Source organism: Pseudodesulfovibrio piezophilus C1TLV30 (genome assembly GCF_000341895.1).
In the GTDB taxonomy this organism is placed as follows: domain Bacteria; phylum Desulfobacterota; class Desulfovibrionia; order Desulfovibrionales; family Desulfovibrionaceae; genus Pseudodesulfovibrio; species Pseudodesulfovibrio piezophilus.
Genome location: NC_020409.1, coordinates 1,106,086 through 1,129,727, shown reverse-complemented (window position 1 = coordinate 1,129,727; position 23,642 = coordinate 1,106,086). Strand labels below are relative to the sequence as shown.

The 23,642-nt window shown below is 50.0% G+C and carries 20 protein-coding genes; 6 read left to right on the top strand and 14 right to left on the bottom strand.

The window, feature by feature from the left end; all coding sequences use genetic code 11:
• Entirely contained in the window at positions 1-2,967 is a 2,967-nt protein-coding gene (locus tag BN4_RS17040; protein WP_015414358.1) for a PAS domain S-box protein, read from the bottom strand.
• A gap of 158 nt (positions 2,968-3,125) precedes the next feature.
• On the opposite strand from BN4_RS17040, the gene BN4_RS05400 reads away from it, so the two are divergent.
• From BN4_RS05400 to BN4_RS05390, 3 genes are all read left to right on the top strand, one after another.
• Positions 3,126-5,318 (top strand): bacteriohemerythrin, encoded by a 2,193-nt coding sequence (locus BN4_RS05400; protein WP_015414357.1) that lies wholly within the window; start codon positions 3,126-3,128, stop codon positions 5,316-5,318.
• A 231-nt stretch (positions 5,319-5,549) separates the two neighbouring features.
• A complete protein-coding gene (locus BN4_RS05395) occupies positions 5,550-5,897 on the top strand; it encodes a DUF3088 domain-containing protein (RefSeq protein ID WP_015414356.1) in 348 nt (115 codons plus the stop codon).
• A gap of 203 nt (positions 5,898-6,100) precedes the next feature.
• Entirely contained in the window at positions 6,101-7,036 is a 936-nt protein-coding gene (locus BN4_RS05390) for a YceI family protein (protein WP_015414355.1), read from the top strand.
• Between the two features lie 40 nt (positions 7,037-7,076).
• Here BN4_RS05390 and BN4_RS05385 read toward each other — a convergent pair whose 3' ends face one another.
• From BN4_RS05385 to BN4_RS05370, 4 genes are all read right to left on the bottom strand, one after another.
• Complete coding sequence (locus BN4_RS05385) at positions 7,077-8,732, bottom strand: DEAD/DEAH box helicase (protein WP_041720675.1); 1,656 nt, start codon at positions 8,730-8,732, stop codon at positions 7,077-7,079.
• Between the two features lie 146 nt (positions 8,733-8,878).
• Positions 8,879-9,097, bottom strand: coding sequence for a translation initiation factor IF-1 (gene infA / locus BN4_RS05380; RefSeq protein ID WP_013513878.1), 219 nt, complete (start codon positions 9,095-9,097; stop codon positions 8,879-8,881).
• An 89-nt stretch (positions 9,098-9,186) separates the two neighbouring features.
• Positions 9,187-9,450 carry an RNA recognition motif domain-containing protein gene (locus tag BN4_RS05375; RefSeq protein ID WP_015414353.1) on the bottom strand — a complete coding sequence of 88 codons (264 nt, stop codon included), beginning with the start codon at positions 9,448-9,450 and terminating at the stop codon, positions 9,187-9,189.
• A 243-nt stretch (positions 9,451-9,693) separates the two neighbouring features.
• On the bottom strand, positions 9,694-9,993 hold the full coding sequence (locus tag BN4_RS05370; protein WP_015414352.1) for a hypothetical protein: 300 nt from the start codon (positions 9,991-9,993) through the stop codon (positions 9,694-9,696).
• A gap of 135 nt (positions 9,994-10,128) precedes the next feature.
• On the opposite strand from BN4_RS05370, the gene BN4_RS05365 reads away from it, so the two are divergent.
• The gene (locus tag BN4_RS05365; protein WP_015414351.1) at positions 10,129-10,974 is read left to right on the top strand and encodes a tetratricopeptide repeat protein; all 846 of its coding nucleotides are present in this window, start codon (positions 10,129-10,131) and stop codon (positions 10,972-10,974) included.
• Between the two features lie 11 nt (positions 10,975-10,985).
• On the opposite strand, the gene BN4_RS05360 is transcribed toward BN4_RS05365, so the two are convergent.
• Together BN4_RS05360 and BN4_RS05355 are read right to left on the bottom strand one after the other, a co-directional pair.
• On the bottom strand, positions 10,986-12,533 hold the full coding sequence (locus tag BN4_RS05360) for a sialidase family protein (protein WP_015414349.1): 1,548 nt from the start codon (positions 12,531-12,533) through the stop codon (positions 10,986-10,988).
• Positions 12,533-13,822 (bottom strand): phenylacetate--CoA ligase family protein, encoded by a 1,290-nt coding sequence (locus BN4_RS05355; protein WP_015414348.1) that lies wholly within the window; start codon positions 13,820-13,822, stop codon positions 12,533-12,535. The genes BN4_RS05360 and BN4_RS05355 overlap by 1 nt, the downstream gene beginning before the upstream one ends.
• Before the next feature lie 134 nt (positions 13,823-13,956).
• Here BN4_RS05355 and BN4_RS05350 point away from each other — a divergent pair, with 134 nt between their 5' ends.
• The gene (locus tag BN4_RS05350; RefSeq protein ID WP_015414347.1) at positions 13,957-14,736 is read left to right on the top strand and encodes a prepilin peptidase; all 780 of its coding nucleotides are present in this window, start codon (positions 13,957-13,959) and stop codon (positions 14,734-14,736) included.
• Between the two features lie 62 nt (positions 14,737-14,798).
• Here the strand turns inward: BN4_RS05350 and BN4_RS05345 are convergent, their stop codons facing one another.
• The 7 genes from BN4_RS05345 to cbiR all read right to left on the bottom strand — a co-directional run bounded on the left by BN4_RS05345 (position 14,799) and on the right by cbiR (position 23,385).
• Positions 14,799-15,596 (bottom strand): BON domain-containing protein, encoded by a 798-nt coding sequence (locus BN4_RS05345; RefSeq protein ID WP_015414346.1) that lies wholly within the window; start codon positions 15,594-15,596, stop codon positions 14,799-14,801.
• 189 nt (positions 15,597-15,785) lie between these two features.
• Complete coding sequence (locus tag BN4_RS05340) at positions 15,786-17,423, bottom strand: ArnT family glycosyltransferase (protein WP_015414345.1); 1,638 nt, start codon at positions 17,421-17,423, stop codon at positions 15,786-15,788.
• A 124-nt stretch (positions 17,424-17,547) separates the two neighbouring features.
• The gene (locus tag BN4_RS05335) at positions 17,548-18,141 is read right to left on the bottom strand and encodes a hypothetical protein (RefSeq protein ID WP_015414344.1); all 594 of its coding nucleotides are present in this window, start codon (positions 18,139-18,141) and stop codon (positions 17,548-17,550) included.
• Positions 18,142-18,297: 156 nt separating this feature from the next.
• Positions 18,298-20,958 (bottom strand): DNA polymerase I, encoded by a 2,661-nt coding sequence (gene polA / locus BN4_RS05330; RefSeq protein WP_015414343.1) that lies wholly within the window; start codon positions 20,956-20,958, stop codon positions 18,298-18,300.
• Positions 20,959-21,091: 133 nt separating this feature from the next.
• On the bottom strand, positions 21,092-22,087 hold the full coding sequence (locus BN4_RS05325; protein WP_015414342.1) for a DHH family phosphoesterase: 996 nt from the start codon (positions 22,085-22,087) through the stop codon (positions 21,092-21,094).
• A 3-nt stretch (positions 22,088-22,090) separates the two neighbouring features.
• Positions 22,091-22,615: a bifunctional adenosylcobinamide kinase/adenosylcobinamide-phosphate guanylyltransferase gene (locus tag BN4_RS05320; RefSeq protein ID WP_015414341.1), complete on the bottom strand. Its 525-nt coding sequence runs from the start codon at positions 22,613-22,615 to the stop codon at positions 22,091-22,093.
• Positions 22,597-23,385, bottom strand: coding sequence for a cobamide remodeling phosphodiesterase CbiR (gene cbiR / locus BN4_RS05315; protein WP_015414340.1), 789 nt, complete (start codon positions 23,383-23,385; stop codon positions 22,597-22,599). The genes BN4_RS05320 and cbiR overlap by 19 nt, the downstream gene beginning before the upstream one ends.
• A 110-nt stretch (positions 23,386-23,495) precedes the next feature.
• Here cbiR and BN4_RS17910 point away from each other — a divergent pair, with 110 nt between their 5' ends.
• Positions 23,496-23,639, top strand: a complete 144-nt coding sequence (locus tag BN4_RS17910) for a hypothetical protein (protein ID WP_173399600.1) — start codon at positions 23,496-23,498, stop codon at positions 23,637-23,639.
• The last annotated feature ends 3 nt before the right edge of the window (positions 23,640-23,642 follow it).

Here is a 23,642-nt window from a genome sequence, read left to right as displayed (position 1 = left end):
TCATAGGCAGGATGTTTCAGTGCCGGAAATTGTCGGTATGGTAAAATGGAAATGGCTTCCTTTACCTGGAATTGATTCTACCCAAATCTTCCCCTTGTAATGGGTCACGATTTCTCGGCAGATGGCCAATCCCAATCCAGTGCCCTTATCCTTGATGCTGATGGTGTCACCGGCCCGGGATTTATGGAACTTTTCAAAGATGTGCTTTTGTTCATCTTCCGGGATACCTATTCCGGTATCACTTACAGAGATAAGCAGGTGATCCGTTTTTTCCAAGAGCGAAACAGTCACAGTTCCTTCGAGTGTGAATTTGCAGGCATTGTTGAGAAGGTTTATGATAACCTGCTGGATTTTATCGGGGTCTGCATTGATTGGAGAAACCTTGGTGGGCATGTTGGTGAAGAGGGCGACTTCCGGCTTGGCGGCAAAAGCTCCGACCAGGGCGCTGGATGCATTGCGTATGACTTCACACGGATTGAGGAGTGTATCATTCCAGATAACCTTACCGGATTCGATACGATTAATGTCCAGGAAATCATTGATGAGGCGTGTGAGTCGAACGCCTTCACTTTCAATGATTTCGAGATTCTTGACTATCCTTTCCCCTTTTTCCTTGAGAAGTTGAGAATGAGAGAGTGGCGTGAAGAACTTGACGAAATCCTTTCCGGTCAGTTTGGCAAAACCTCGAATGGATGTCAGTGGAGTTCGCAGTTCGTGGGAAACAGATGAAACCAGCGCGGACTTGATCTCATCAAGCTCGGTCAATCGACGGTTGGCTGCTTCAAGCTGTGCCGTGTTTTCCAGAAGTTCCGCAGTGCGCATTTCAACTTTGCTTTCCAGCTCTTCGTTCAGTCGGGTTAAAGCCTCTTCGTTGGCTTTCCGTTCAATAACGATGGCGACCTGTTCGGCGGCAGCTTTCATGAGGGAAACATCGGCATCGGAGTAGTGATATGGGTCGCTGTAGTGTTGTACTGCCATGGCTCCGACAACTTTATCTTTGAGTCGAAGCGGGACGCCAAGCCAGACCGCTGCCGGTGTGCCTATCGTGTCTGCCTGCAACTCCGGACGGGCCGTTTCAGGGCTGGCATTTGAGAAGAATATGGGTTCGCCGGATCGAAGGACATGGCCTATGAGACTTTTTGTTTTGGGATTGCTGACATTCTCTATATCTCTGTATTCGTCTTTTTCGTCTTTGAAGTAGGGAAAAGTGATCCGGTCGTTCTTTTCATCGAGAAGCGCTATGAAGAAATTACCGGCGTGAATGAGTCGATCAAGCACTCCGTGAATTTCAGCATAGAGGTGATGCATGGCTTCGGATGTCTCAATGGCCTTGGCAATGGCGTATCTTGCATTAGTAGTCCTTTCCTGGAGTTTGCGTGCGGTGATATCGGTATGTGTGCCTGCCAAACGGTATATATCGCCTTGTTCATTGCGTGTGCTTGTACCCCGACCGTGAATCCATCGGTAGGTTCCATCCTTGTGACGCATCCTGTATTCCACTTCGAATTTGTCTTTTTTCCCTTCAATGCATTCTTTATTGGCGGCGATGGTATGCGCAAGGTCATCCGGGTGGACATGGTCGGTCCAGGATTCGGCTGTATTGGAAAATTCGTGATCCTCATAACCGAGAATCGCTTTATAGCGGGGTGAGTAATACACGTAGTTGCTTTCGAGATTCCAGTCCCATATGCCGTCGTTGGCACCTTGGACAACAAGCTGGTAACGCTCTTCACTTTTACGGAGTGCCTGCTCTATCTGTTTTCTGTCAGTGATATCGATGAGAGAACAGGCACGATCACTGCTCTCGGGGATGTATTGGATGAAGACATGGACGATTTTTTCCTTATTGTCCGGAGTGAGAAAATTGAATTCGTAATCTTGAGGGGTGTATCGATTTTCAGACGGCCTTCTCTCATGATACATCATCATCCGGTCAAGGTCTTCGGGTGAAACAAAATCCCAGAGCAGCATTTTCCCGATGATTTCAGTTGAGGGACATCCTGCCAGCTTTTCAAAGTGGGCGTTGCAGCTTTGAATAATGCCATTCTCGCCAAATATGATCATGGCCGTTCCCGTGTTGCCGAAGAGGGTCCGGTAGTATGCTTCACTTTTTTTCAGGGCTTCTTCCGCCCGAACCACTTCGGTGACATCAATGAGAGAGCATACCCTGTTACGGGTTTCCGGGATAAGCTGCATGAAAACCTGGATCAGTTTTTCTTCCCCTGTTCGGGGTATGAAGGTGCATCTGTAGGTGTGCGGTTTTTCGGAAATCTGCCCTCGTGTGGATTCGTGTTTCCTGTGAACATGGTCGATTTCATCGGCGCGGACAAATTGTGTCCACATCATTTTCTTTTCTACATCCGCCACGGCAAAGCCGGAGAGGCGGGCGAATTGAGAATTGCAGCTCAAGATGACGGAATCTTCACCGAATATGGCCATGGCCGTACCGGTGTTTTCAAAAAGGGTCCGGTAGTATGTCTCACTTTTTTTGAGGGCTTTTTCCGCCTGTCTCACCTCTGAAAGGTCGAGAACTGTCCCTCGGATGCCAACAGGAGCACCTGCTTTATTGTAAACGGTTTGTGAGTAAACCTTGAGTGGAAAGCGCGAGCCATCCTTTCGGATGCCCGTATACTCTTCGCCCTGATAGCCATTGCCGCTTAGGGCCTTTTCCATGTTGTCTTTTGCTCGTTCAAGGTCCTTTGGATCAACTATCTGGGCCAGATTGACGCCATTGAGGAAATCTTTGTGAGAATAGTTGAAAGAGCGGAGGGCTTCTGTGTTGGCATAGATGAACTGACCGTTTTCATCCATTTCATAGACCATTTGTGGCAGTGCATCGAGAACTTGTTTATATGTTTCATCGGAGGGATGAAGTTGTGCAGGCATGCTCTGGGGAAGCTCCAGGCAGGCGCGTAATGAGGCAAGCTCTATGGCGAGTTCTTCTTTGCTTCTATCGTGGTCACTCATTGGGGCTCCGTGATGCATTGACAAATTGTCCGATCAAACAAACTATACCGGTCTTATGACACCGTCAATTATTGATATTATGCGATATTTATAATTGATAGTGATGAACTTTACTCAATATGCTAAGTCGAAAATGTTTTTTTACACTGGAGAATTTCATGCTTCGCAAGATATCTATCAAAGTCAGGATGATCATATTGATGGGAGTCGTGGTTCTTTTTACCATAGGCATTCTCGTCGCTTTTTTTAACGGAATAAATCATATCAAGGCGTTGGGAATAGAAAGTTCCACGGCTGCAATGCTTGAGGGGGAACGCCAGAAACTTTCGGTTTCCACCCAATCCATGGCGACCAGTATTGGGGATGCAATTAAGGAAATACCTGATCTTGAAGAAAAAAAAGCTATTATCCGAAAATTGGTAGCAGGCGTCCGATTTGAAGAAGATAGTTCCGGGTACTTCTTTGTTTACAGGCAGACCATCAACGTCGCTCTTCCCACCAATACATCGCTTCAAGGCAAAGATCTTGGCGATCTTCAAGACAAGAACGGCATCATGTTGGTGCAGGAATTGAATAAGAAAGCCCATGGAGGAGGCGGGTTTGTAACATATATCTGGCCCAAACCCAATAAGGGAGACCAGCCCAAGCTTTCCTATGCTGTCATGATCCCCGGAACCGACATGTGGATCGGCACAGGGGTCTATATTGATAATGTTCACGAGAAGGAAATGACTATTTCCGAATCCATGGATGCCCTTGTCAATGCATATGCCATGTGGAGCGGAGGGGCGGTTCTTGCTGTCTTTGTCTTTGTGGTGCTCCCCTTATGTCTCTTGATTATTCGTTCCATCATCAGTCCTATTCGCGATGCTGTGGAATTGGCTGACAGGGTTGCAGGTGGAGACCTTACCCGTGATGTCCCTAATGAGTTTGATGACGAACTGGGCAAATTGACAACTGCGCTTGGGACCATGGTGATCCGGTTGCGCGGCATAGCTACCAGGGCGAAGTCAGGTGCAGATGAAGTCGCTTCGGGAAGCACGGAAGTCACCAGTTCGGCCCAGTCTCTGGCAGATGGTGCTTCTCGGCAGGCTGCGGCTGTGGAGGAAGTTTCCTCTGCCATGGAAGAGATGATATCTCAGATCAGTCGAAATACTGACAATGCTCAACAGACGGAAAAAATTGCGACCCAGACAGCAGAGGATGCCCAGAAAGGCGGTGAGACTGTTTTAAAGGCCGTGGAATCAATCAAGAACATTGCTGAAAAAATATCCATTATCGAGGAAATCGCCAGGCAAACCAACCTCCTTGCCCTGAATGCCGCTATCGAGGCTGCTCGGGCCGGGGAAGCTGGGAAGGGGTTCGCGGTTGTGGCGAGTGAAGTACGAAAACTCGCGGAACGCAGTGGAACTGCTGCTGCCGAGATAGGGGATTTATCAACGTCAACTTTATCCCAGGCCGATGCTGCCGGGAACATGTTGACGAAGATGGTGCCGGATATTCGCCAGACTGCCGAATTGGTACAGGAGATATCTTCAGCCAGTAATGAGCAGAATATCGGTGCTCAGGAAATCAATAATGCCATTCAGGATCTGGATCAGGTTATTCAGCAGAATGCAGCCGCCTCCGAGGAACTTGCTGCATCCGCTGAGGAATTCACAGGACATGCCACGGAGTTGCAGCAGTCCATGCAATTCTTCAATACCGGTCAGAGCCAGACTCGTTTGGCTTCCACGTCTGCGGTGCGAACAAGTGTAAAGCCTCAGGTAAGAAAACCCGCCCCCAGGCCAACAGCCCCGCTCCAGACAAAGAAGGTCGTGACTGTTTCGCGCCGTTCAGCACCGGCGGTGTCATCTGCGGCACCAAAGAAAAGCCGTCATCTCATCACTTGGGATGATTCCTTTTCCGTGGGTATTGATGCCATTGATGAAGAGCATAAAGTTATCGTCGATATTGTGAATCGGTTGAATAATGCCATGGCTGAGGGCAAAGGGACTGAAGCCATGGAAACTATTTTCAAGGAATTGAAGACCTATGTGGTGAAGCATTTTGAAAACGAAGAGCGTCTTTTCGATGCTCACGGCTATCCGCAAACCAGGGAACACAAGAAACTTCATGCCGAACTGATTGAGAAAGCCACCCAACTCGAAAAGGATTTCAAGTCCGGCAAGATAACCATCTCCAGTGAGGTCATGCGCTTTCTCAAGGATTGGCTGACTTCTCACATTAAAGGGGAGGATATGAAATACCGAAGCGCTCTTCAGAGCGGGCAGAAGAAAGCCGGGAGCAAGAGTGTTGGCGGAAGCGGATTTGATATGGATATGGGAGATGATGATTTCGAAAAATTCTAATATTCAAGAGTGTAATGAAAGATCAGTTCCGTTGATCTTCGCTCAAGTCGATTCGTTCATATAAGAGACTCCCCCCATGCATCTACTATGCATGGGGGGCTTTTGCTTCGAGGAAAACTCGGGATGAGAAGGAGTCTTGAGTCATTCTTCGCAAGAGTGAGCCTCCCTTTGCAATTTTGGGTGATAGAGGTATCCTTAAGGTATGGAATATTCTAACACCAAGGAGTGAACATGAAAGATATCCTGTTTCTTTTGCGAGGTGATTTCACCAAAGATACCATTGGTCCATTCTACTGCCCGGATTGTATCGCTCTGGAAGGCATTTTGAGTTATTTCCCGGAGCTGCGCGAAAAGATCAATGTTGTTTATGTCGATTACGATCAGCCAAGAAAGGCCCTTGTAGATGTGCTTGGTGAGGAAAATCAGTCCTGTCCTGCCCTGGTTCTTGCTAATCCTGCTCAAGCCGGGGGACTGGGGATAACTGTCAAAAAAAGTCAGTTCAGGAGTTTTCTGGACGATCAAAAGGATATTTTGCACTACCTGCATCAAATTCACGGAACGAGTCGGGCAGCAAGCTAAAAAGTTACTTGATAAAGTTGATCGGTCTGGACGCAGGAGTTTCTGTTTTCAGGCTGATCAATTTTGAGGGATGCATAACTCTGGTTTCCGAGATTCCTTTTATAAAAAACAGCAAGTTGTTGCCGCTATAGGGCATCTTTGAGTATGGGCAATGAGAGGTACCAGCGGGTGACCATGTCAAGGATGTGCTCAAGGAGATATCTATGGAAACACAGTTTGTCGAACGACTGACTGCACGAGAAATTCAGGAGTTGATGGTGGGGAAAGAGTGTGTCCTTGTGGATACATTGCCGCCAGAACATTTTGAGAGTCGACATATTCCCGGAGCAGTCAATGCTTGCGTGTATGAAGTCGCATTTCTCTCTTTGATGGAAGCTCTGGTGCCGGATAAGGAGACGTCCTTGGTCCTCTATGGGGCTGGTGAAAAGTCGCAGGACTGTGTCGTGGCGGCTGATAAATTGGGCCGCGCCGGATATCACTGTGTTTCAATTTTTCCGGGTGGGTTAGGAGAATGGCGTGAGGAAAATCGTCCTTTGGCAGGGAGTGCTCCTGATACGGTCGAGGCTGCTCATCCTCCTCTTCTGCTGGCTTCACGGCTGTATTCACTTATTCCAGAAGAATCGGAAATTCAATGGACTGGGCGTAATGCCAACAGCTCTCATACAGGGAGTCTCGCGTTGTCTCGGGGAACTCTTGATGCCAGGGGGGAACTGGCCGGGAAATTTGTCATTGATATGAACAGCCTCAGGAATTTCGATCTTCAGGGAGATGCTTTGCATTCGGTTCTTGAGGGGCATCTTCATTCTGATGATTTCTTTTTTACGACGTTGTTTCCCGAGGCACGTTTTGAGACTTCTCTGATTCGAATCGTCGAAAAAGGGGAAGTGTCGCGGCCGAATGCAATGATGCAAGGGGCGCTCTCCTTGCGCGGCATCAGCAATGAGATAGCTTTTCCCGTTCATATCAGAAACCTTGATGAAAAGAGAATTGTTATTGTTGGCAATCTGGACTTTGATCGAACCCAATGGGGAATTATTTACGGGGCTTCCCGATTTTTCCAATATCTTGGGTATCATACCGTCTTTGATTTCATTTCAGTTGATTTCAGGCTGGTCCTTGCGGAGGTGTTTTCTTCGTAAAAAAAGTCCCCGTGAATATCAGATTCACGGGGACTTTTTTTTAATCTTTTTTCGGTTTGTACGGTTTTTTGAAGGGCCGTTTACCGTATCTTGGACCGCCTGTCTTTTTAAAATCCCGACGGGAGGGTGGTCTTGAATTGTTTTCCCCACGGGTAATCAATTGGCGACCATCTCTCGAATTAATGAGGTCAATAACCTTGTTGGCTTCATTTCCAGGTACAGTAAAGGTGGTCCGATTCCCTTGTACCCGAACGTGCTGAATTGACCATTGCTTGATATTGGCAGTTTTGGAGATGAAATCGACAAACTCCTTGGGGTTCATGCCATGAGAGCGACCAAGAGCACAGATCAGATCTGCTCTGCCCCGATTCCCCTGAGTGATCGTGTCGATTTCTTTGTAGCTGGATTCCACCAATTCATCCCCGAAGGTATGACGAAGAAGGGCGGCAATAATTTCAGCAGGGTCCTGTTCGCTCATCAATTCTTTCGCCATGGGCTGGTAGGCACTATGATCGTCTTCAGCCATGATTGATTCGAGCTTGGTAACCATCCGGCTCTTCTTGGAATAGATGACATCCTGAATTCGGGGCAATTTTTCCTTGGATATCTCGATGCCGGAGCTTTTGGTGATATACATCAGTCTACGGAATTCATTGGGTGTGATCAGTGTGATGGCTATGCCTTCTTTGCCTGCACGGCCAGTACGGCCTGTACGGTGAACAAAGGTCGGCGGGTCCTGCGGCAGGGCAAAGTTCACCACATGAGTGAGGTCCGGCACATCAATACCTCGCGCAGCCACATCTGTAGCGACCAGGATTGTGGCCCGGCGTCTGCGGAATCGATTGAGAATATCTTCCCGTCGATTCTGAGAGATCTCGCCATGGATCGGTTCAGCAGGATAGCCGCGTTCGTTGAGCCGTTCTGCGACGGTATCCGCATCAGCTCGGGTTCGAGTGAAGACTAGACCATAGAATTCGGGCTGAGCATCAATGACACGGCAAAGGGCTTCAAAGCGATCGGAGTCTGCCATTTCGTGAAAGATATGGCGAATCAGCGGGGAGTCATTCTTTGTTGTTTTGACGGTGACAGTCTCGTAGTCACGCATGAACTCGGTTGCGATACGCATGACCTCTCTGGGCATGGTCGCAGAGAAGAGCAGGGTGCGCCTATCTGTGTTTGCAGATGCGAGGATTTCGCGAACATCATCCACAAAGCCCATGTTGCACATCTCGTCAGCTTCATCGAGAACAAAGAAGTCAAGCTGGTCGAGCTTGAGCGTGCCTCGTTTCATGTGGTCCATGATTCGGCCTGGAGTACCGACAATCACATCAACACCACGTTTGAGCGCCTTGAATTGCATGTGGATAGCCTGGCCGCCGTAGACGGGGATGATCCTGATGCGTTTGTTCCCTTTGAGTGAATTGATTTCATCAGCCACCTGAATGGCCAACTCGCGGGTGGGGGTGAGGATGAGAGCCTGCACTCGGCCGCCCTTTTCCTGTACTGTCTCAATGATGGGCAGACCGAAGGCTGCGGTCTTGCCTGTCCCTGTCTGGGCCTGGCCCACGATATCGATATTTCCCTGGAGCAACAACGGAATGGTGCGCTCCTGAATGGGGGTGGGGCTCTCAAACCCCTTGGATTCCAAGGCCTCGAGAGTCCCTGCGGACAGGCCTAGTTCCTGGAAAGTAGTCATAGTATCCTTGTCGTGTGACATGTAAAAAAAATGAGAGCGCGCAAGCCTAAAACGATCAATCCCCTGCGCAGGCAATCCGCGCAGCGGCATTGATCGTCTCATCTTACGCCAAGCTTGCGGTCGTGGCAAACGACCTTAAAAGAAATTTAGCGTGGGCGGAAGGTGATGCGACCGCGTGTCAGATCGTAGGGGGAGAGTTCGACGGTAACAGTGTCGCCGGGCATAACACGAATACGAAATTTGCGCATTTTTCCGGAAATATGTGCGAGCACGGAATGTCCGTTTTCAAGTTCCACACGGAACATTGCATTGGGCAACGCTTCTTCGACGGTGCCCTGGACTGTGATTCCTTCTTCTTTTGCCATAAATTATATATCCTCTTATTAATGAGACGTGAAAAGCCCGCCCTTGCGTGGGCGGGCTTGGTTTACCTAGCCACTTGGCTGTCGTCTGTCTACCAGCGCGGGCGTTCTGGACGCGGACGAGCTTCGTTGACCTTCAAATTGCGGCCCCCGAAGTCCTTGCCGTCCAGGTTCTCGATGGCTTCGAGAGCACCCTGGTCTTCCATTTCGACGAATCCGAAGCCGCGAGGGCGGCCTGTTTCGCGATCGTTAATCAGTTTTACCGAGTAAACTTCGCCGTAGGCTTCAAATGTAGCGCGTACGTCCTCTTCCGTGGAACTCCAGGGCAAATTGCCCACATAGATGTTCTTAGCCATTCGAAAAAACTCCAAAAAAAGTAAAGAAATAAAACTATTGGCGTTTTACGCCTGGTGATACAAAGCGGAGAAAATTCGTGTTTCAGAATCCTGCCACAACCCTTTTTTGGCTCACCAATCGCCAGTGCTGCCCGGTGGTTACCGACTGCGTCCCCATGGACGCCACCGACTACTGTAGTAGATGGCCTTACTCTGAGAAGTCTATGCCGTCAAGGGAAAAGTGCGTATGAGCGATGTCGGTGATTAAATAATTTCTTCCATCTGGGAGAATAATTTGTCTGGTTCATAAAGCTTGGGGTGCTCTTTTTTGAAATGCTCCATAGCTTCAAAGTAGGCATCCCACCCAATAAATTCCAATGATTTCTTCTTATCCACAAATACTTTGAAAATAGTCCCTCTGGAGCATTTTGTCATATTAAGCTCCAGAACGCCTTTGTCTGTCATTTCCATCCAATAGGCCGACCAGGAACTTCGGTCCCCTTCGGTCTTTTTGTATTTTTCGAAGTAGGCTTCGAATATACGCTTGATCTCCTCCTGAACCATGGTGACCTCATCTGTATTTTCATGAGTATACGCCAAATACAGGGCAAGTCCAGTGTGTGGAGGGTGTTCGGCTCTTGAAAGTCTTTCGTTGAACGGATACAGTCTCACCGATTGAATCCAGCCGAGGGGTAGAAAGTGAGCAATGACTACGAAGTGATGGGAGTTTATTCCCACAGTACCAAATATCAGTACAAGCTCGGGGAGCGAGGTTCTCGCTATCGGCATGGGACATTCTGGTTTGTCCGCAAACGTAGTGAAGAGCTATACGAGGTCCGTCCCCTCAATGCAAACCATATCCCCACTGGGGTTTGCAAGTTGGTTTCTAAGGAAGACTTTCTTCTCTACTATACACCGGAGCTTTCCTACTATCAGGATAACACGTTGCCCTGCCTTGAGACATTGCAGAAAAAAGTTCGCATGGGGCGACGTTATTTCAATCTTGGACAACTGGACCGCGCGGAAGAAGTTTTCTGTGGCGCAGTCCTTCTTCAAGATGATAATGTGGAGGGAAACTTAGGGCTGTCCCAAGTGTATGCCGAGCAACAGGAGTATACCAAGCTGCGTCGAATGCTCGATAAACTTTTGAATATTGATGAAGTCTTTCGTGAAGAGCAGCGGCACCGTTTTAATGAGTTTGGCATTAATTTGCGCAAGAAAAAACTCTTTGATGACGCCATTCGATTTTACACAAAAGCCCTTGAAGTTCATGAAGAAGATGAGAATTTGCATTTCAATATTGCCCGCGCCTATCATTGCAAGGGACTCGGGCGGCCGTGTTGCGATCATCTCAACCGAGCGTTGGAGTTGAATCCGGGGATGCCGGAAGCGCAGAGTTTTCTCAAATTGATACAAACGGAGACCGAAAACACGCAGAAGTTGCTGGAGAGTGTTGAAAAGAGGGCACATGCTCAGGCCAAGGACGATGATATGACAGAGGATAAACGATCCAGATCATCTCGTCCGATCAAACTGGAGTTCTGATTCGTCCGGTTTTATTCTATTCCGAAATCTTTAAGAGAGAAATATGTTCCTTGAATATGGGCCGAGAACAATGGCTCATATTCGTCATCCGTCCCACCACCATGATGGTAGACTCCATAAAATGTCCCATCATCCAGCATGGCCCAGCCTGAATACCCAAAATCCGGGGCCGCAGCATGCCGATCGTTTTTCAGTTCCAGTATGGCATCAAGCGCCCACTGGTCTGGGAATCCGTCGCTTTGTGCCTGCCATTGCCATGAGTAGTCCCGACCTCGGCATGGCTCCCTGATTGTCAAGCTGACACTTTCCCATATACAGGAGACGGCGTTGTCTTCAAAAGGGTAGGGTGCGCCGAAAAGGATGGGGCGTGTGTTGGCGTGGTCTCTGTTGACGGTGATTTGTGTCTGAAAAGTGTCATTGACGAAAAGTGAAACTGTGCCGTCTGCATATTCCAACCGGATTGTATTGAATTGATCTGGGGGGATTGCCATGGGTGCCTGATCTTCTCCTTCCGGGAGGATATGATCCGGGAAGAGATACCACCAGATACCGAGGCGGAGGCCACAGCCGTTCGGTCCGGCTGTGTCTACACGTACTCTGGCTTCAAGGGTTGCCCGAGCGGAGCGGGGATCAGTCATTGGGCGAAGGGCGTATCGGACAACGGATTCGCTTCCTTCATCATTGACGACCTTTAATCCCTCATTGCTCAATTTCGGGTTGGTCTGATCTTCATGACGTCCCTGCACAGCGAAGTCACTCATTAATTCTTCGAGGCTTCCGGTCCATGCACAGGTTCCGGGGTCGGGTGCGACATTGCGGTAGGTGACCAGGAGCCTGGAGTCGTCCACCAGGCCCAAAGTCGGACGGTGACCAATGAGGGGGGTCGGTGTCGGATCGGTCCATGTGTCCCCATCATCGTCACTTAAGCATGCATACATCGGTTCATAGACAAAGCTGTTCTCACGCATTAGGGCGAGAATTCGCTTGTCAGGCAGGCGAACCATAGAAGCTTCGCACAGGACGAGATTCCGTTCGCGGGCAAGAGCGGATATTGGCTGCCAGTTGGCTCCTCGATCTTCGGAACGATATGCCATTTGTTCCGCAGGAGCTTGCCGTATGGCCGGTTGCGGATATGTGCCGCGATGCATGTGTCCAGTTGTCAGGAGCAGGTCGTCACCAAGGTCAATCACCTTGTCTATCATATCATGGGCCAGTGCATTTGCTCTTTGACTCTCCCACGTTCGGCCGTTATCCTTGCTGAAGTGGAATAATCCATTGCTGTCTGAAAGCAGCACCATGTCATCGTCCATCTGGACAAGTCTGGGGCAATGAGAGACAGCATCCCCTATGCGAGTGGCTTTTCCCCAGGTTCTGCCATTATCCAGGCTGTGTTTGACAAGAAGAGCCCTCCGGCTTGGGGTGACATGCTGGTCTGCCTCGTTATAGGCGATGAGAAGCTGTCCATTCCGGAGGCGGATGACATCTGGAAAGCAGATATACTCTCCTTGACGTCGGTCAATGATGACATGGCGATCTGCTTGATCTGACAGGCTGGGCATCAGTCTGTCCCTCGTTCGTCCTGGACCCGTTTTGTTTTGGCAAAGCTGCGTGGCAGTTCGCCTGGACCAAGTATTCTGACATCACTGCGGACCAGAATATGTTTTCTGATCTCTTCTGAAACCTTGCGGGCCAGTGCAGTAGAGGTTTCGCGTGACGCCTGTGGACCATGTTCGACGCTGACAGACATGTGGTCAAGGCCATCACGACGGGTCAGTGATATCTGATATTCGGCAGACAGGTCATCAAAGCTGCCGAGGACTGATCCGATCTGGCCGGGGTAAATATTGACACCTCGAAAAATGAACATGTCGTCACTTCGTCCCATGATCTTGTCCACACGGGGCATGGACACTCCACAGGAACACGCGCCGGGAATCAGTCTGGTCAGATCGCGGGTACGGTATCGAATCAATGGGGAGGCTTCTTTTTGCAGGCTGGTCACAACCATTTCCCCTACCTCGCCGGGGGCGACGGGGGTGAGGGTCTCCGGGTCGAGAATTTCCATGATGTAGAGGTCCGCCCAATAATGGATTCCCTCGTGCGCCATGCACTCCAACCCGGTTCCGGGGCCGTAGAGTTCTGTCATACCGATAATATCGAAGCTGTGTTCCAGACCGAGGGATTCCTCGAATTGTTTGCGCATTTTTGTGGTATGGGTTTCTGCTCCGAAAATGGCTTTTTTGAGAGCCACCCGATCGAATAATCCCTGCTTTTGCACTTCTTCTCCCATAAGGAGGGCCATAGACGCTGTGGAACATAAACAGGTGGAGCGTAAGTCTGTAAGCATTTGCAATTGAATTTCGAGCAAGCCAGGTCCGACCGGGAGTGCCATGGCCCCGAACCGCTCACAGCCGAGTTGAAACCCTGCTCCTGCTGTCCATAATCCATACCCTACACAAATCTGAACCCTGTCCTCGACCGTCAGGCCTGCCAGTTCGTAACAGCGGGCAAACATATCCTGCCAGAGATCAAGATCGTTTTTCGTATACGCGAGAATTTTGCGTTTACCTGTGGTTCCACTGGAGCCATGGATGCGAACAACATCTGCTTCGGGAACGGAGAGCAGAGGCATCGGGTAGCCATCCTTGAGGTCTTCCGCCGTGGTGAAGGGGAGTTTGCGTATATCCTCCAGGGTTCTGATATCTTCGGGAACGACCCCCTGTGATTTCATGCGTGATCTGTAGAAAGGGCTGCCGTCAAAGGCATGCCGGGCCGTCCATTGAAGGCCGGTCAGCTGTTTATCGGCAATGTGCTCCTCGGTCAGATCGGGGATGAAGCGGTGGGTCATCAATGTCTCCTTTTGCGTTACATCAGGGGCTTCCCCTTGTCTCCTCCGGTCAATTCCGGTAGGTGTTGGGAAGCATCGCCCTCGCGGTATTCATGCAGTAAAAGATGGCATTCTTCAAGAGGCAAGGACTCTTCATGGATCAACTCCCTCCGTATTTCTTTTATATAGCAGCAGCGGTCATTGGGCTGGAGCTTGGTGGTCTGTCTTCCATTTTTATTCAACGTTGGATCGATAACGTTCCTATTTGTCGCCCTGGACGATCCATCTGCCCGGCCTGCCAAAGCAAGCTTGAGTGGCGCGATACGCTCCCAATAATGAGTTATTTTCTGCTCAGGGGGCGCTGTCGGCATTGTCAGGCGCGTATCGGAGCGCAATACCTTCTGGTCGAGATTTCCTGCCTTGCATGGTCACTTGCGCTCGTGAATCTGCATGGTTTTTCTCTTGCATGGGGAATCCACCTCGTGCTCGGCACCATGCTAATTGCGGGGAGTTTCATTGACTTTGAGACCTTTCTTCTCCCTGACAGAATCACTCTTGGGGGCACATCCCTCGCGCTTGCAACGGCCTTTCTCCTCAAGACTCCGGGCTGGCAGAGCGCCATGATAGGCTGTCTTGTCGGAGCTCTGGCCTTTTGGGTCATAGAGCGACTGTATGTATGGCGGGGCAAGTTCGGAGTTGGCCTCGGTGATGTGAAACTCATGGCCATGATAGGGGCCATGGTCGGAGTGGAAGGGTTGCCTGTCACTATAGTGCTGACAGGCGTGCTCAGCTATCTCGCCCTCGGCATCATGGCTCTCCGGATGGGACGTGACGTGTTTGCCAAACCTATTCCCTATGGACCATTCCTTAGCCTTGGTTGCATGCTTTCCATCCTTTACGGGAAGCAAATCCTGGTGTGGTGGGGCCGGATGTGACTTTTCCCGCAGTCCCATGTGCTGTTCCTGTCAACTTTGGGTCAAGGTGGCGCAGTACAGTGTCAGAGACCTGAGATTCTGCCATTGACGACCAATGGGACTGTGGGGGTGGCGCTGGCTATGGTGTGAGGGATATCCTTTATGGTGTGCCGTTGTGGGCCTTTCTCTGGTGGACTCGGTGCGGCTGCGGTATTCAGGCTTGGTAATCCCGCACTCATGATGCGCGGCTGGGGACCGGCATTCTCCTGATGATATAGATATGATACCACACGACCTTGTTGAACGGAATTTAGAGCATGGGCCATGATGCGGTCCCGTTCGGTTTTATCGGAAATAACGCCGAGCAGGATAATGTCATCGTGTACTATTTCCACTTTCACCGGGGAGCTTGTGACTTTAAAATCAGCCAAAAGCTGTGCTTTGAGTTCGGTCATGGTTGTCTGATTGCTCAAGAAGTCCGTCTTGTGCTCGGTGTCTTTCAAGTAGAGGCGATTGATGATGCCGCGTTTGTCCTTCACTGTCTCCATGCATTTGTAAATAGTACGAAGTTGTTCCTGGTCATCATACTCACCCACGAGATAGACTTTTCCGAAGTAGCAATGGGTTGTGATCTGATTTGGCCGAATCTCTTTGTTTTTATACAATTCCGCCTGTGCATGGCCTGCAATGATGGCATCAAGCATCTGTTGACGGGTGGTCCGTTCATCCACTGCTGTTTCGTAGACGGTCTGCCCATTTCCTATGAGGGAAGAAACATAGGATGGTGCTCCCGGTATCAATCCAAGGCCAAATGGAACAGCTGCACACCCTGGTAGCCCGAGCGGGACTAAACACAATAAAAGAATGGTCATACTTCGCATGGTCGATCCTTGGACAGTTCTGTCTGTTTGTCTTCATGCGATAAGCAAAAAACTTGCCACGACCATCAGATAGGTGAATTGCGTTATTCCTCAATGGTAATATGGAAAAGTATTTTTAAAAAAAAGGGCCGAAACCCACAGACAGTGGATTTCTGGCCCTATCAAAGCTCTTTATCTATTAAAAATAGATTAGAATCTATGAGAGGAGTGGACAGGCCATTGTCCTTTGAATCCCCGGCAGAGGTGGAGGGTGAATTTGCGAGCAGGTTGGTCATGGAAGCTCGACTCAAAAAATATCGGCGGACTGACGGATTCAAAGAGGTCAAGCGTCTCGCGCGGGATGGGTGAGTTCGTGAAACGTTTACGAACCATGATGGCATCCCATCCGATTTTTGTTTCGTCAGGTCCGGGCCAGAGGTCATATTGATTCATGCGTCGGTCAGGTGTCCACAGGCAATAGGTGAATGGTTGGCCGGGGGTGTAAAACGCAAGTTCAGACGTGATGTCATACTTGTTGCTGAAAAAGAAGACATGGTTCGGATTTTCGAATTCGGCGGCAGCGAGCCGTTGCATTTCCAGACCGAGCCCTTCCCACCCTTTGAGGCGCTTTGTCAGGTTGTATTGTGCTGGCAAAGGAGCAAGGGGCGAGACGAAGATGAAAAGGGTCAAAAGAGTGGCAACTCCAACAAGTATCTGACGGCCACGGCGGCTGCGGTTCGGTTTTGTCCACCATTTCTTGAAGGCCATACCGCCCACAATGGCTGCTGCCATGAACGAAACCGCAGTCCAGTTCGCTTCGGTTTTGGATTTAAGCGCCCAAAATGTAATGGTCAGCCACAAGGGCCAAAAGAAGAGGGCGGCCTGAAGAGCGTGCCGGTATTTTTCATCAAAGGCTCCGATGGGACCGATGATTGATTTTTTCACTGCACGCCAGCCGCCGATCATGATGAGAGAGAACCACCAAGGTGCCAGCAGGCCCACTTGCGCTCCGAACATCTCGAGAAACGGCATAAGGCGAATTTTGAAAGCCTTGGATTCTCCTGTAGATAATTTTGCCACATGCTTGAAACCGACCCAATCGTTGCCCATATTCCAGATCAGGATGGGAGTGAGTCCCACAAGAGTGCCGACCAGGGAGGCCAAGGCAAATCGTTGCCAGAATCGCTTCGGCATCTGGCCTCGGAATTGAAGAATAAGGGCGTAGATCGTGGCGATGACCAGGAACGCGAGCATCATGTATTTGGCCAGAATGCCCAGCGCCAGGACAATCGCCAGGATGACGAAGGGGGTATTGCCCGGAGTTTGATCCGGTTTGTTCCGCGTTGCGGCAGAGAGTGCGAAAAAAGCCACGGTCCAGCAGAAGATGAGCGGGTTGTCCGTGGTCATGAGTATACCCAGTCCATTGAGCAACGGTAAGGTGGCCGCTATGAAAAGGACATAGAGAGCCAAGCGGTATTCGCGCCAGACTCTTGAGATACCAATATAAAGCGCGGTTTGGATACCAGTCATCCCGAGGACTGCACCGAATCGGACTCCCAGTTCTGTGGAGCCGAAAACAGAGCACCAGGTGGAAATGACCCAGGCGATCAGTGGGCCTTTGGAATAATAGGAAAGCTGCGGGCGTCGAATCCAATCCCAATACTGGGCTTCATCTTGTACGAGGTTGAGTTGGCCGGTAGCCACAAACCAGTATCTGATCGCAAAAGAGATGGCGATGATCACCAAAGCGAGGACGTCCAGCCGCAGAGAATATGATTCGTTGGATTTTGTCATGATTGAGGGGATGGGTATAATATATGACCCTGCCTTGGCAAGGAGGGCGTCCATAATTGAATGTGTGTTCTGTTCAGAACGCAGTGTCGTCCGGAAAGGCCTTCTTTTGCCTTTTTTATTTCTTTCCGTCTAGGGTGTCGAGATCTGTTTGCCATAGATTTTTCTTGTGCGATAAAGGCTATTGGTATTGCTTGGGAAACTGTTCTCCCATGAGGTATTCAAGAGCTTCCCTGTCAATGGTTCCCGAGGCTACGAAGAACTCAAGGCCGACAATCATTGGATGATAGGTCAGTCCATGGGGGAGTTCATCGGCATGATCATACAAATACCTCTCTGCCGGGAGCATGTCGTCCACTGTAATAATGCCGTCGGCCTGTAAGCCCGGGAGAATGGCATGATCCAGAATATACCCACCTGGCAAGGTCGTCCAGAGGTGATAGTGTCCCATGTTTTCTTCTCCTGATTGCTCGCGGATGATTTCCTTGAAACTCGTGGAGGTTGCCTGGAAACGTTTTTCTCCGTGAACTTTCACATTGCCGAGGGTCATGATTGCGCCTGGGATGTGAAATTTCTTGGCCACCATGTGGAACATGCCGAAATTGACATTGAAGGCATTCTTCGCTCGTTGGGCAAAAGGGATATGTCCTGTTGCTTCCAGAGCGTTGAGGAGACTCGGATCAAGTGCCATTGGGGTTTCATGCATCGCAATATCGTCAAGGCCGAGTTTTCGGGTGCGGCTTGCTGCTGCCCTGAATTCTTTAAGATAGCTCATGCAGGAGGGCGTATCACTTTTTTGAGTGGAAGAAAATATGGATATCCGAAGAGAAATTTCAATGGTATCAGAGTTTCTTGTCTTCTTTTCCCATAAAAAAAACCGCCTTGGCTGGCGGTTTTTTTTATGGACTTGAGTCTTGGGCAAGAGCCTTATTCAATGGGCATCGCCCCAATCTTTGGCAACTCCCATGTCAACCTTGAGAGGAACAGCCAGGTCGGCTGCATCTTGCATGATTTCAACAAGGCGAGCACCAGCAGCTTCAATGTGTGCTTCAGGGGCTTCCACTATCAGTTCATCATGTACTTGAAGAATAAGCTTTGCACCGAGGGCGGCCAGTTGCTTGTCCGTATGGGCAGCGACCATAGCCATTTTGATGATGTCGGCTGCAGTTCCCTGAATAACTGTATTCACCGCCTGACGGCGTGCTTCACTGGCCAACATGGTGTTTTTGGAATGTAGTTCGGGGAGGAGACGACGACGTCCTGCAAGAGTGGTGACAAAGCCGTGTTCCTGAGCGTCGCTTACAATGGTGTCGTAATAGGCCTTGAGAGTTGAAAGCTTTTCAAAATAGCGTTCTGTGAACTCTTTGGCTTCGGTCTGTTTTATTTTGAGTTCCCGAGCCAGTTTCTGAACTCCCATGCCATAGATAAGCCCGAAGTTGATGGTTTTGGCATTGCGTCGCTCGTCAGGCAGCACCTCTTCGGGAGACTTGTCCGTGAGCAGAGCGGCTGTCCGTGTGTGAATATCCTCGTCATTGCGGAAGGCTTCAAGCAGGGCCGGGTCTTGGGAGAAGTGGGCAAGTACGCGCAATTCTATCTGTGAATAGTCTGCGGCAGCCAGCAGATTCCCTTCGGAAGCGGTGAAGCAGGCTCTCATGCGCGGGCCGTATTTCCCGCGAATAGGGATATTCTGTAAATTGGGCTTGGAGCTGGAGAGCCTGCCTGTTGCCGTGGCAAGCTGGTTGAAATGAGTATGCAGGCGGGCGTTTTTATCTACCAGCTTGGGAAGTGGTTCCAGGTAGGTTGAGCGCAATTTTTCGAGCATGCGATAGTTGAGTATATCTTCGACTATGGGGTGGGCATCCTTGATTTTTTCCAGAACCTGGTTGGCTGTGGAGCGTTTACCTGTGGCCGTTTTTGACCCTGCCTTGATCTTGAGCGTGTCAAAGAGCACCACTGCAAGCTGCTGGCTGGAGCGAATATTGAATTCCTCTCCAGCGTGATTGATTATGGATCGCGTCAGGCTATCGAGTTGGCCGGAAACATCATCAAGAAACTCCTTGAAGGAAGTGAGGTCAATGCCGATACCTGCCTTTTCCATGCCGACCAAAGCCGGAATAAGTGGAATTTCCAGATCGCGCATGAGTGGAACAAGTTCGGCACTCTGAACCTGTCCTTGTATACCACGCATGTATGCAAGAGCAGCGCATCCTTTGGCCTGGGGGTGCAGGTCCGCTGTTACGTCGGAGAATTCGGGGCGGCCATCCTGGTACAGTGATTGACGCAATCGCGGCCATGTGTAGTTGCGCGATTCAGGGTCAAGTAGGTAGGCGGCCAGACTGAGGTCGAACCATTGGGAAGAGAGGATGTAGCCCCATGCTTCATCTGCACGAAGCAGGTCTTGTACACTCGGAGTGGCAATGACCGAGGAATCTGCCAAGGCGCGGACAAGGTCAGCCGGAGAACCTGTAAAATGATATTCGATGCCTTCGAGTCCCAGAAAAAAGCCAGTGTCCTCCATGAGCAGGCCGACATCCTCACCTGCAAAATTTGGAAGCTCTGACGGAGTGGATATTGCTTGTGTCACCAAAGGCGCTTCCGGTTCCTGTTTTGCGGGTGGTGTGTCTCCAAAAAGGGAGAGCATCCCACTGCTGGCAGATGGTGAAGGCTTGGCCTTTGGGGAAGGAATGGAGGAGTCTGGAGAGGCACTGGCACTGCTTGTCGGAACCATCCGCTTGAGTCCTCGAAGTTCAAATTCATCGAGAAAAGCGTGGAGGGCATCTGTGTCCGGCTGCCTGATTCGGAAGTCCTCCAGCGGGATGTCACAGCAATCGGTTTTCATGCGGGTAAGCTGACGGTAAAGAAAAACATTTTCGAGTTCCGGTTCGACCTTGTCTCGCAGTTTGTCCGGGAGCCGGGTGTAGTTGTCCCTTAGGTCTTCAAGAGTCGGGCCTGTCTCGGCAAAAATCTTGCGTGCTGTTACCGGGCCGACTTTGGGAATGCCAGGGATGTTGTCCGCCGAGTCCCCGATAAGGGCTTGGAAATCAGGCCATGTTGAAGGCTCCATGCCCTCTTTTTCCCGAAAACCATCCAGAGTGTAGATGGTTTCATTTCGGCCGTGTTGACTGACCATGAAGACGTTCGTGTCCAGACTTTGCTTGAGATCTTTGTCCGAGGCCATTATCACTACTGGCCGTTCGCTTTTGTATTTTTCCGCAAGAGCACAGATGCAGTCATCCGCCTCGACTCCGTCAGAAATGAAAAGTTTGAAACCAAGCAGTTCCACTCCGGTTCGAACCGGCTCTATTTGTTGTGCCAGAGGTTCCGGCATTGATGGTCGGTTGGCTTTGTAAAGATCGTACAGAGCATTTCGAAACGTCGGTCCCTTTCCGTCCATGAGAAACGCGACATGAGTCGGGTTTTCATCTCGCAGGATATTCATGAGAACTCGGAGGACTGTATTGATGGCATTAGTAGGAAATCCATCCGAGCGGGAAAGGTCAGTGCGAGCATAAAAAGCGCGATAGAGCAGCGCGGTCCCGTCAATGAGATAGACGGGTTCCGTATTGAGATTGAGGCGTTCTTTGAGGGACATAAGTGTATAGTGGTTGTCGGTTGATGAGGATAAGAAGAAAGCTACTGGACCTGTGAAAAGAGCGCAAGAAACAAACAAGACAGGCCGACGAAAAACTGTCCTCGTCGGCCTGGTAAAGACTGTTTGGGGTGGTCTAGATTCGGCGAATGGTGTTCTTTGTACCTTGGCCGAGTCGCTTGAGCATGAAGATTTCCGGATCTTCTCCGGCAAGGTCTGTCAGTTCAACTTCGGCACGGGCAGCCTGTTTATGGCCTCCGGCGCTCCCCAGTCCGTTCATCAGCTTTTGCGCCATTAGTCCCATATCGCGCCGCAAGCCGTCCCCCCGATATATGGAGACCAGTTTGTCGTCAGCAGTACCGGAGACAACAACCCATGGCACATTGTGAACTCGAGTGAAGAAATCAGCGACAATGACAAGGATGTCCGGGTTTTCCACATTCCCGCAATGGGCAAACAGCCCTTGCCCGACCCGGCGCAGATTATAAAATGCACGAGAGAAATAACGCATCCAGTCAAGATGGAATTCGCTTCGACTGATGCGGTTCATGAGCTTGGAGTCGGCAAACTTACTGAGATATTTGAATGCAGACATGTCTGCATCAATAAATTTTCGCTCAAATGTTCGTGTGTCGCACCGGATGCCGTACATGAGTGCTGTTGCAAGGAGTTTTGCCGGGCGTATCTTCATGTTGTAAAGATACTCCGTCATCATGGTGCAGACTGAGCCATACTTGGGACGGATGTCCACAAAGTCGGCGCATACAAGATTTTCTTGCGAGATCGGGTGGTGGTCAATGACCACGGAAAACTCGAAGTTCTTGAATTCTGGGTTGTGGTGAGGTTGGGAATCCACCAAGGCGAATTTATCGTATTGTGCTGCCAAGTTCGGGATGAGTTTCTGGGTGGGGATTCGCAGGTAGCGGATCATGGACAGGTTGTCCGGTCGCTTGATCTCGTTGATCTGGCCAATGGCGATGTTATTGACCTTGCGGGCCATGATTCGTCTCAGCGCAAGCGCCGAGCCGAGTGCATCGGGATCGGCGTTGATAGCGATCAGCCAGTTGTCTTCTTTGTTGAACAGGCTCAGGAGTTGTTCTACCTGACTGTCCAGCTGTTTGAATAGTGCCACAAACTATCCCTGTTTCAGGGTTATCGGGAGTCCGGCGGTAATCAGAAAAACCTGGTCTGCCGCTTTGGCCACTTTTTGGTTCAGTGCACCAAGACTCCGAATGAAAGCACGGACTTCACGCCCTACAGGCAGTGGTCCAAGCCCTGTCTCACATGAGACCAGTATCAAATCAGTATCAGTCCAATTGTTCAGTAAAGCAATAAATTCATGAATCTTATCGTCTTCGCATCCTGCATTTCGGCATTCAAAAAGCCAATAGTCGAGACTGTCGACCAACACAGAAGGAAATTTCAGTTTAACGTGTCTGAGCGCTTGAGGCAAGTCTTCGCAAACCTCCATGACTTCTAGTTCCGGGCCGCGGCTTATGCGGTGTTGTCGGATTTGTTCTCTGAAGTCGAGGTCTTTTGCCTTGCCAGTAGCTATAAAAAGTGCCGGATCAGGCCGCTTGCCCAATAAATCGAGCGCAAAGTCAGATTTCCCGGATTTGTTACCGCCGAGGACAAAAGTAATCAATTTTGCGTGCTCCATTGGCTCATCCAGCGGATGAGGGTCTCAATAGACTGAAATATTTCAGTTTCATCGAAAACTTCCAAAGTGACGGTGTCACCGCGAAATTTGGAGAGCATCAACCGAAGAAGTGCTTTGCCTTCCTCGTCGAGATGAGTCAAGCCTGTGTGTCGACTTCCGTGAATAGGGGCGTATATGTGGAGCATCCGTGTGGACTCCCATAGGCCATCTAACTCCAAAAGGGGATACTGATTGTAGGCCATGATATGGCCGAGGTCCAGGCAGGTGGAGTAGCCTGCGCTGCGTGCTTCAGGCCAGAGGGCTGCAAGGTTGGTTTCCTCAACATTTTCCAGCAGGATATCAATTGGATCAAGACCATACGCCCGGAAGCGATCAGCAAGAGGTACGAGAAGATTGGGTTGTGTGGGAGGATGCAGAACCCAGGTTCGTGGAGAGAGGAAAGCCGCTTTATCTAAAAGTTTCGAAAGAATGTCCCATACCGCTGCAATTCCCTTATCCCAAGGGAGGTCGAGTGGAAGATGAACGTGCCAGGAAATAGGCAGGCTGGCAAGGTCCGGTGGAAGGTCAGCTTCAGAATACTTCAGGCAGGCTTCTGTTTCAAAAAAGAGAAGGCCTATCTCGGAAAAGAAATCTGCGAGAAAACGGGCGTTTTCCGCTGCACCCGCAGGAATGACAAAGGACGGTGCCGCAAGGGTGAATGGAAAATCTTCCCCGATTTTTTGTTTTGAAATCGGGGTAAAAGAATGACATTTTCGTGCAGAATTTTCCATGCTCACCAAAAAAAATGTTGAAGGGACGATTGTTATTGAATTTATGGTTTCAGGCATATTGATTGCATTTGGGTTCAGTAGTGAACAACCATGCGTCTGAGGGTATGACCATGAAACATATTCGTGATTATTGTCAGCATGTATTGAACCCGCTCCATATTTTCTGCCGATTACGTCGGATCGGATTTTCCATTGGAGTGGCCAGAAATGTCAGTCGGCTCTATGAGGTCGGTGTGTATCGTTTTTTATTGTAGCCG

Bases quoted from the DNA above. Each gene is read 5' to 3' on its own strand.
- cbiR (WP_015414340.1), bottom strand. From the start codon at position 23,385: ATGGAAAATTCTGCACGAAAATGTCATTCTTTTACCCCGATTTCAAAA.
- BN4_RS05340 (WP_015414345.1), bottom strand. From the start codon at position 17,423: ATGGACGCCCTCCTTGCCAAGGCAGGGTCATATATTATACCCATCCCC.
- infA (WP_013513878.1), bottom strand. From the start codon at position 9,097: ATGGCAAAAGAAGAAGGAATCACAGTCCAGGGCACCGTCGAAGAAGCG.
- BN4_RS05395 (WP_015414356.1), top strand. From the start codon at position 5,550: ATGAAAGATATCCTGTTTCTTTTGCGAGGTGATTTCACCAAAGATACC.
- BN4_RS05400 (WP_015414357.1), top strand. From the start codon at position 3,126: ATGCTTCGCAAGATATCTATCAAAGTCAGGATGATCATATTGATGGGA.
- BN4_RS05370 (WP_015414352.1), bottom strand. From the start codon at position 9,993: ATGGTTCAGGAGGAGATCAAGCGTATATTCGAAGCCTACTTCGAAAAA.
- BN4_RS05355 (WP_015414348.1), bottom strand. From the start codon at position 13,822: ATGACCCACCGCTTCATCCCCGATCTGACCGAGGAGCACATTGCCGAT.
- BN4_RS05390 (WP_015414355.1), top strand. From the start codon at position 6,101: ATGGAAACACAGTTTGTCGAACGACTGACTGCACGAGAAATTCAGGAG.
- BN4_RS05335 (WP_015414344.1), bottom strand. From the start codon at position 18,141: ATGAGCTATCTTAAAGAATTCAGGGCAGCAGCAAGCCGCACCCGAAAA.
- BN4_RS05375 (WP_015414353.1), bottom strand. From the start codon at position 9,450: ATGGCTAAGAACATCTATGTGGGCAATTTGCCCTGGAGTTCCACGGAA.
- BN4_RS05360 (WP_015414349.1), bottom strand. From the start codon at position 12,533: ATGCCCAGCCTGTCAGATCAAGCAGATCGCCATGTCATCATTGACCGA.
- BN4_RS05385 (WP_041720675.1), bottom strand. From the start codon at position 8,732: ATGACTACTTTCCAGGAACTAGGCCTGTCCGCAGGGACTCTCGAGGCC.
- BN4_RS17910 (WP_173399600.1), top strand. From the start codon at position 23,496: ATGAAACATATTCGTGATTATTGTCAGCATGTATTGAACCCGCTCCAT.
- BN4_RS17040 (WP_015414358.1), bottom strand. From the start codon at position 2,967: ATGAGTGACCACGATAGAAGCAAAGAAGAACTCGCCATAGAGCTTGCC.
- BN4_RS05320 (WP_015414341.1), bottom strand. From the start codon at position 22,615: ATGGAGCACGCAAAATTGATTACTTTTGTCCTCGGCGGTAACAAATCC.
- BN4_RS05345 (WP_015414346.1), bottom strand. From the start codon at position 15,596: ATGCGAAGTATGACCATTCTTTTATTGTGTTTAGTCCCGCTCGGGCTA.
- BN4_RS05350 (WP_015414347.1), top strand. From the start codon at position 13,957: ATGGATCAACTCCCTCCGTATTTCTTTTATATAGCAGCAGCGGTCATT.
- polA (WP_015414343.1), bottom strand. From the start codon at position 20,958: ATGTCCCTCAAAGAACGCCTCAATCTCAATACGGAACCCGTCTATCTC.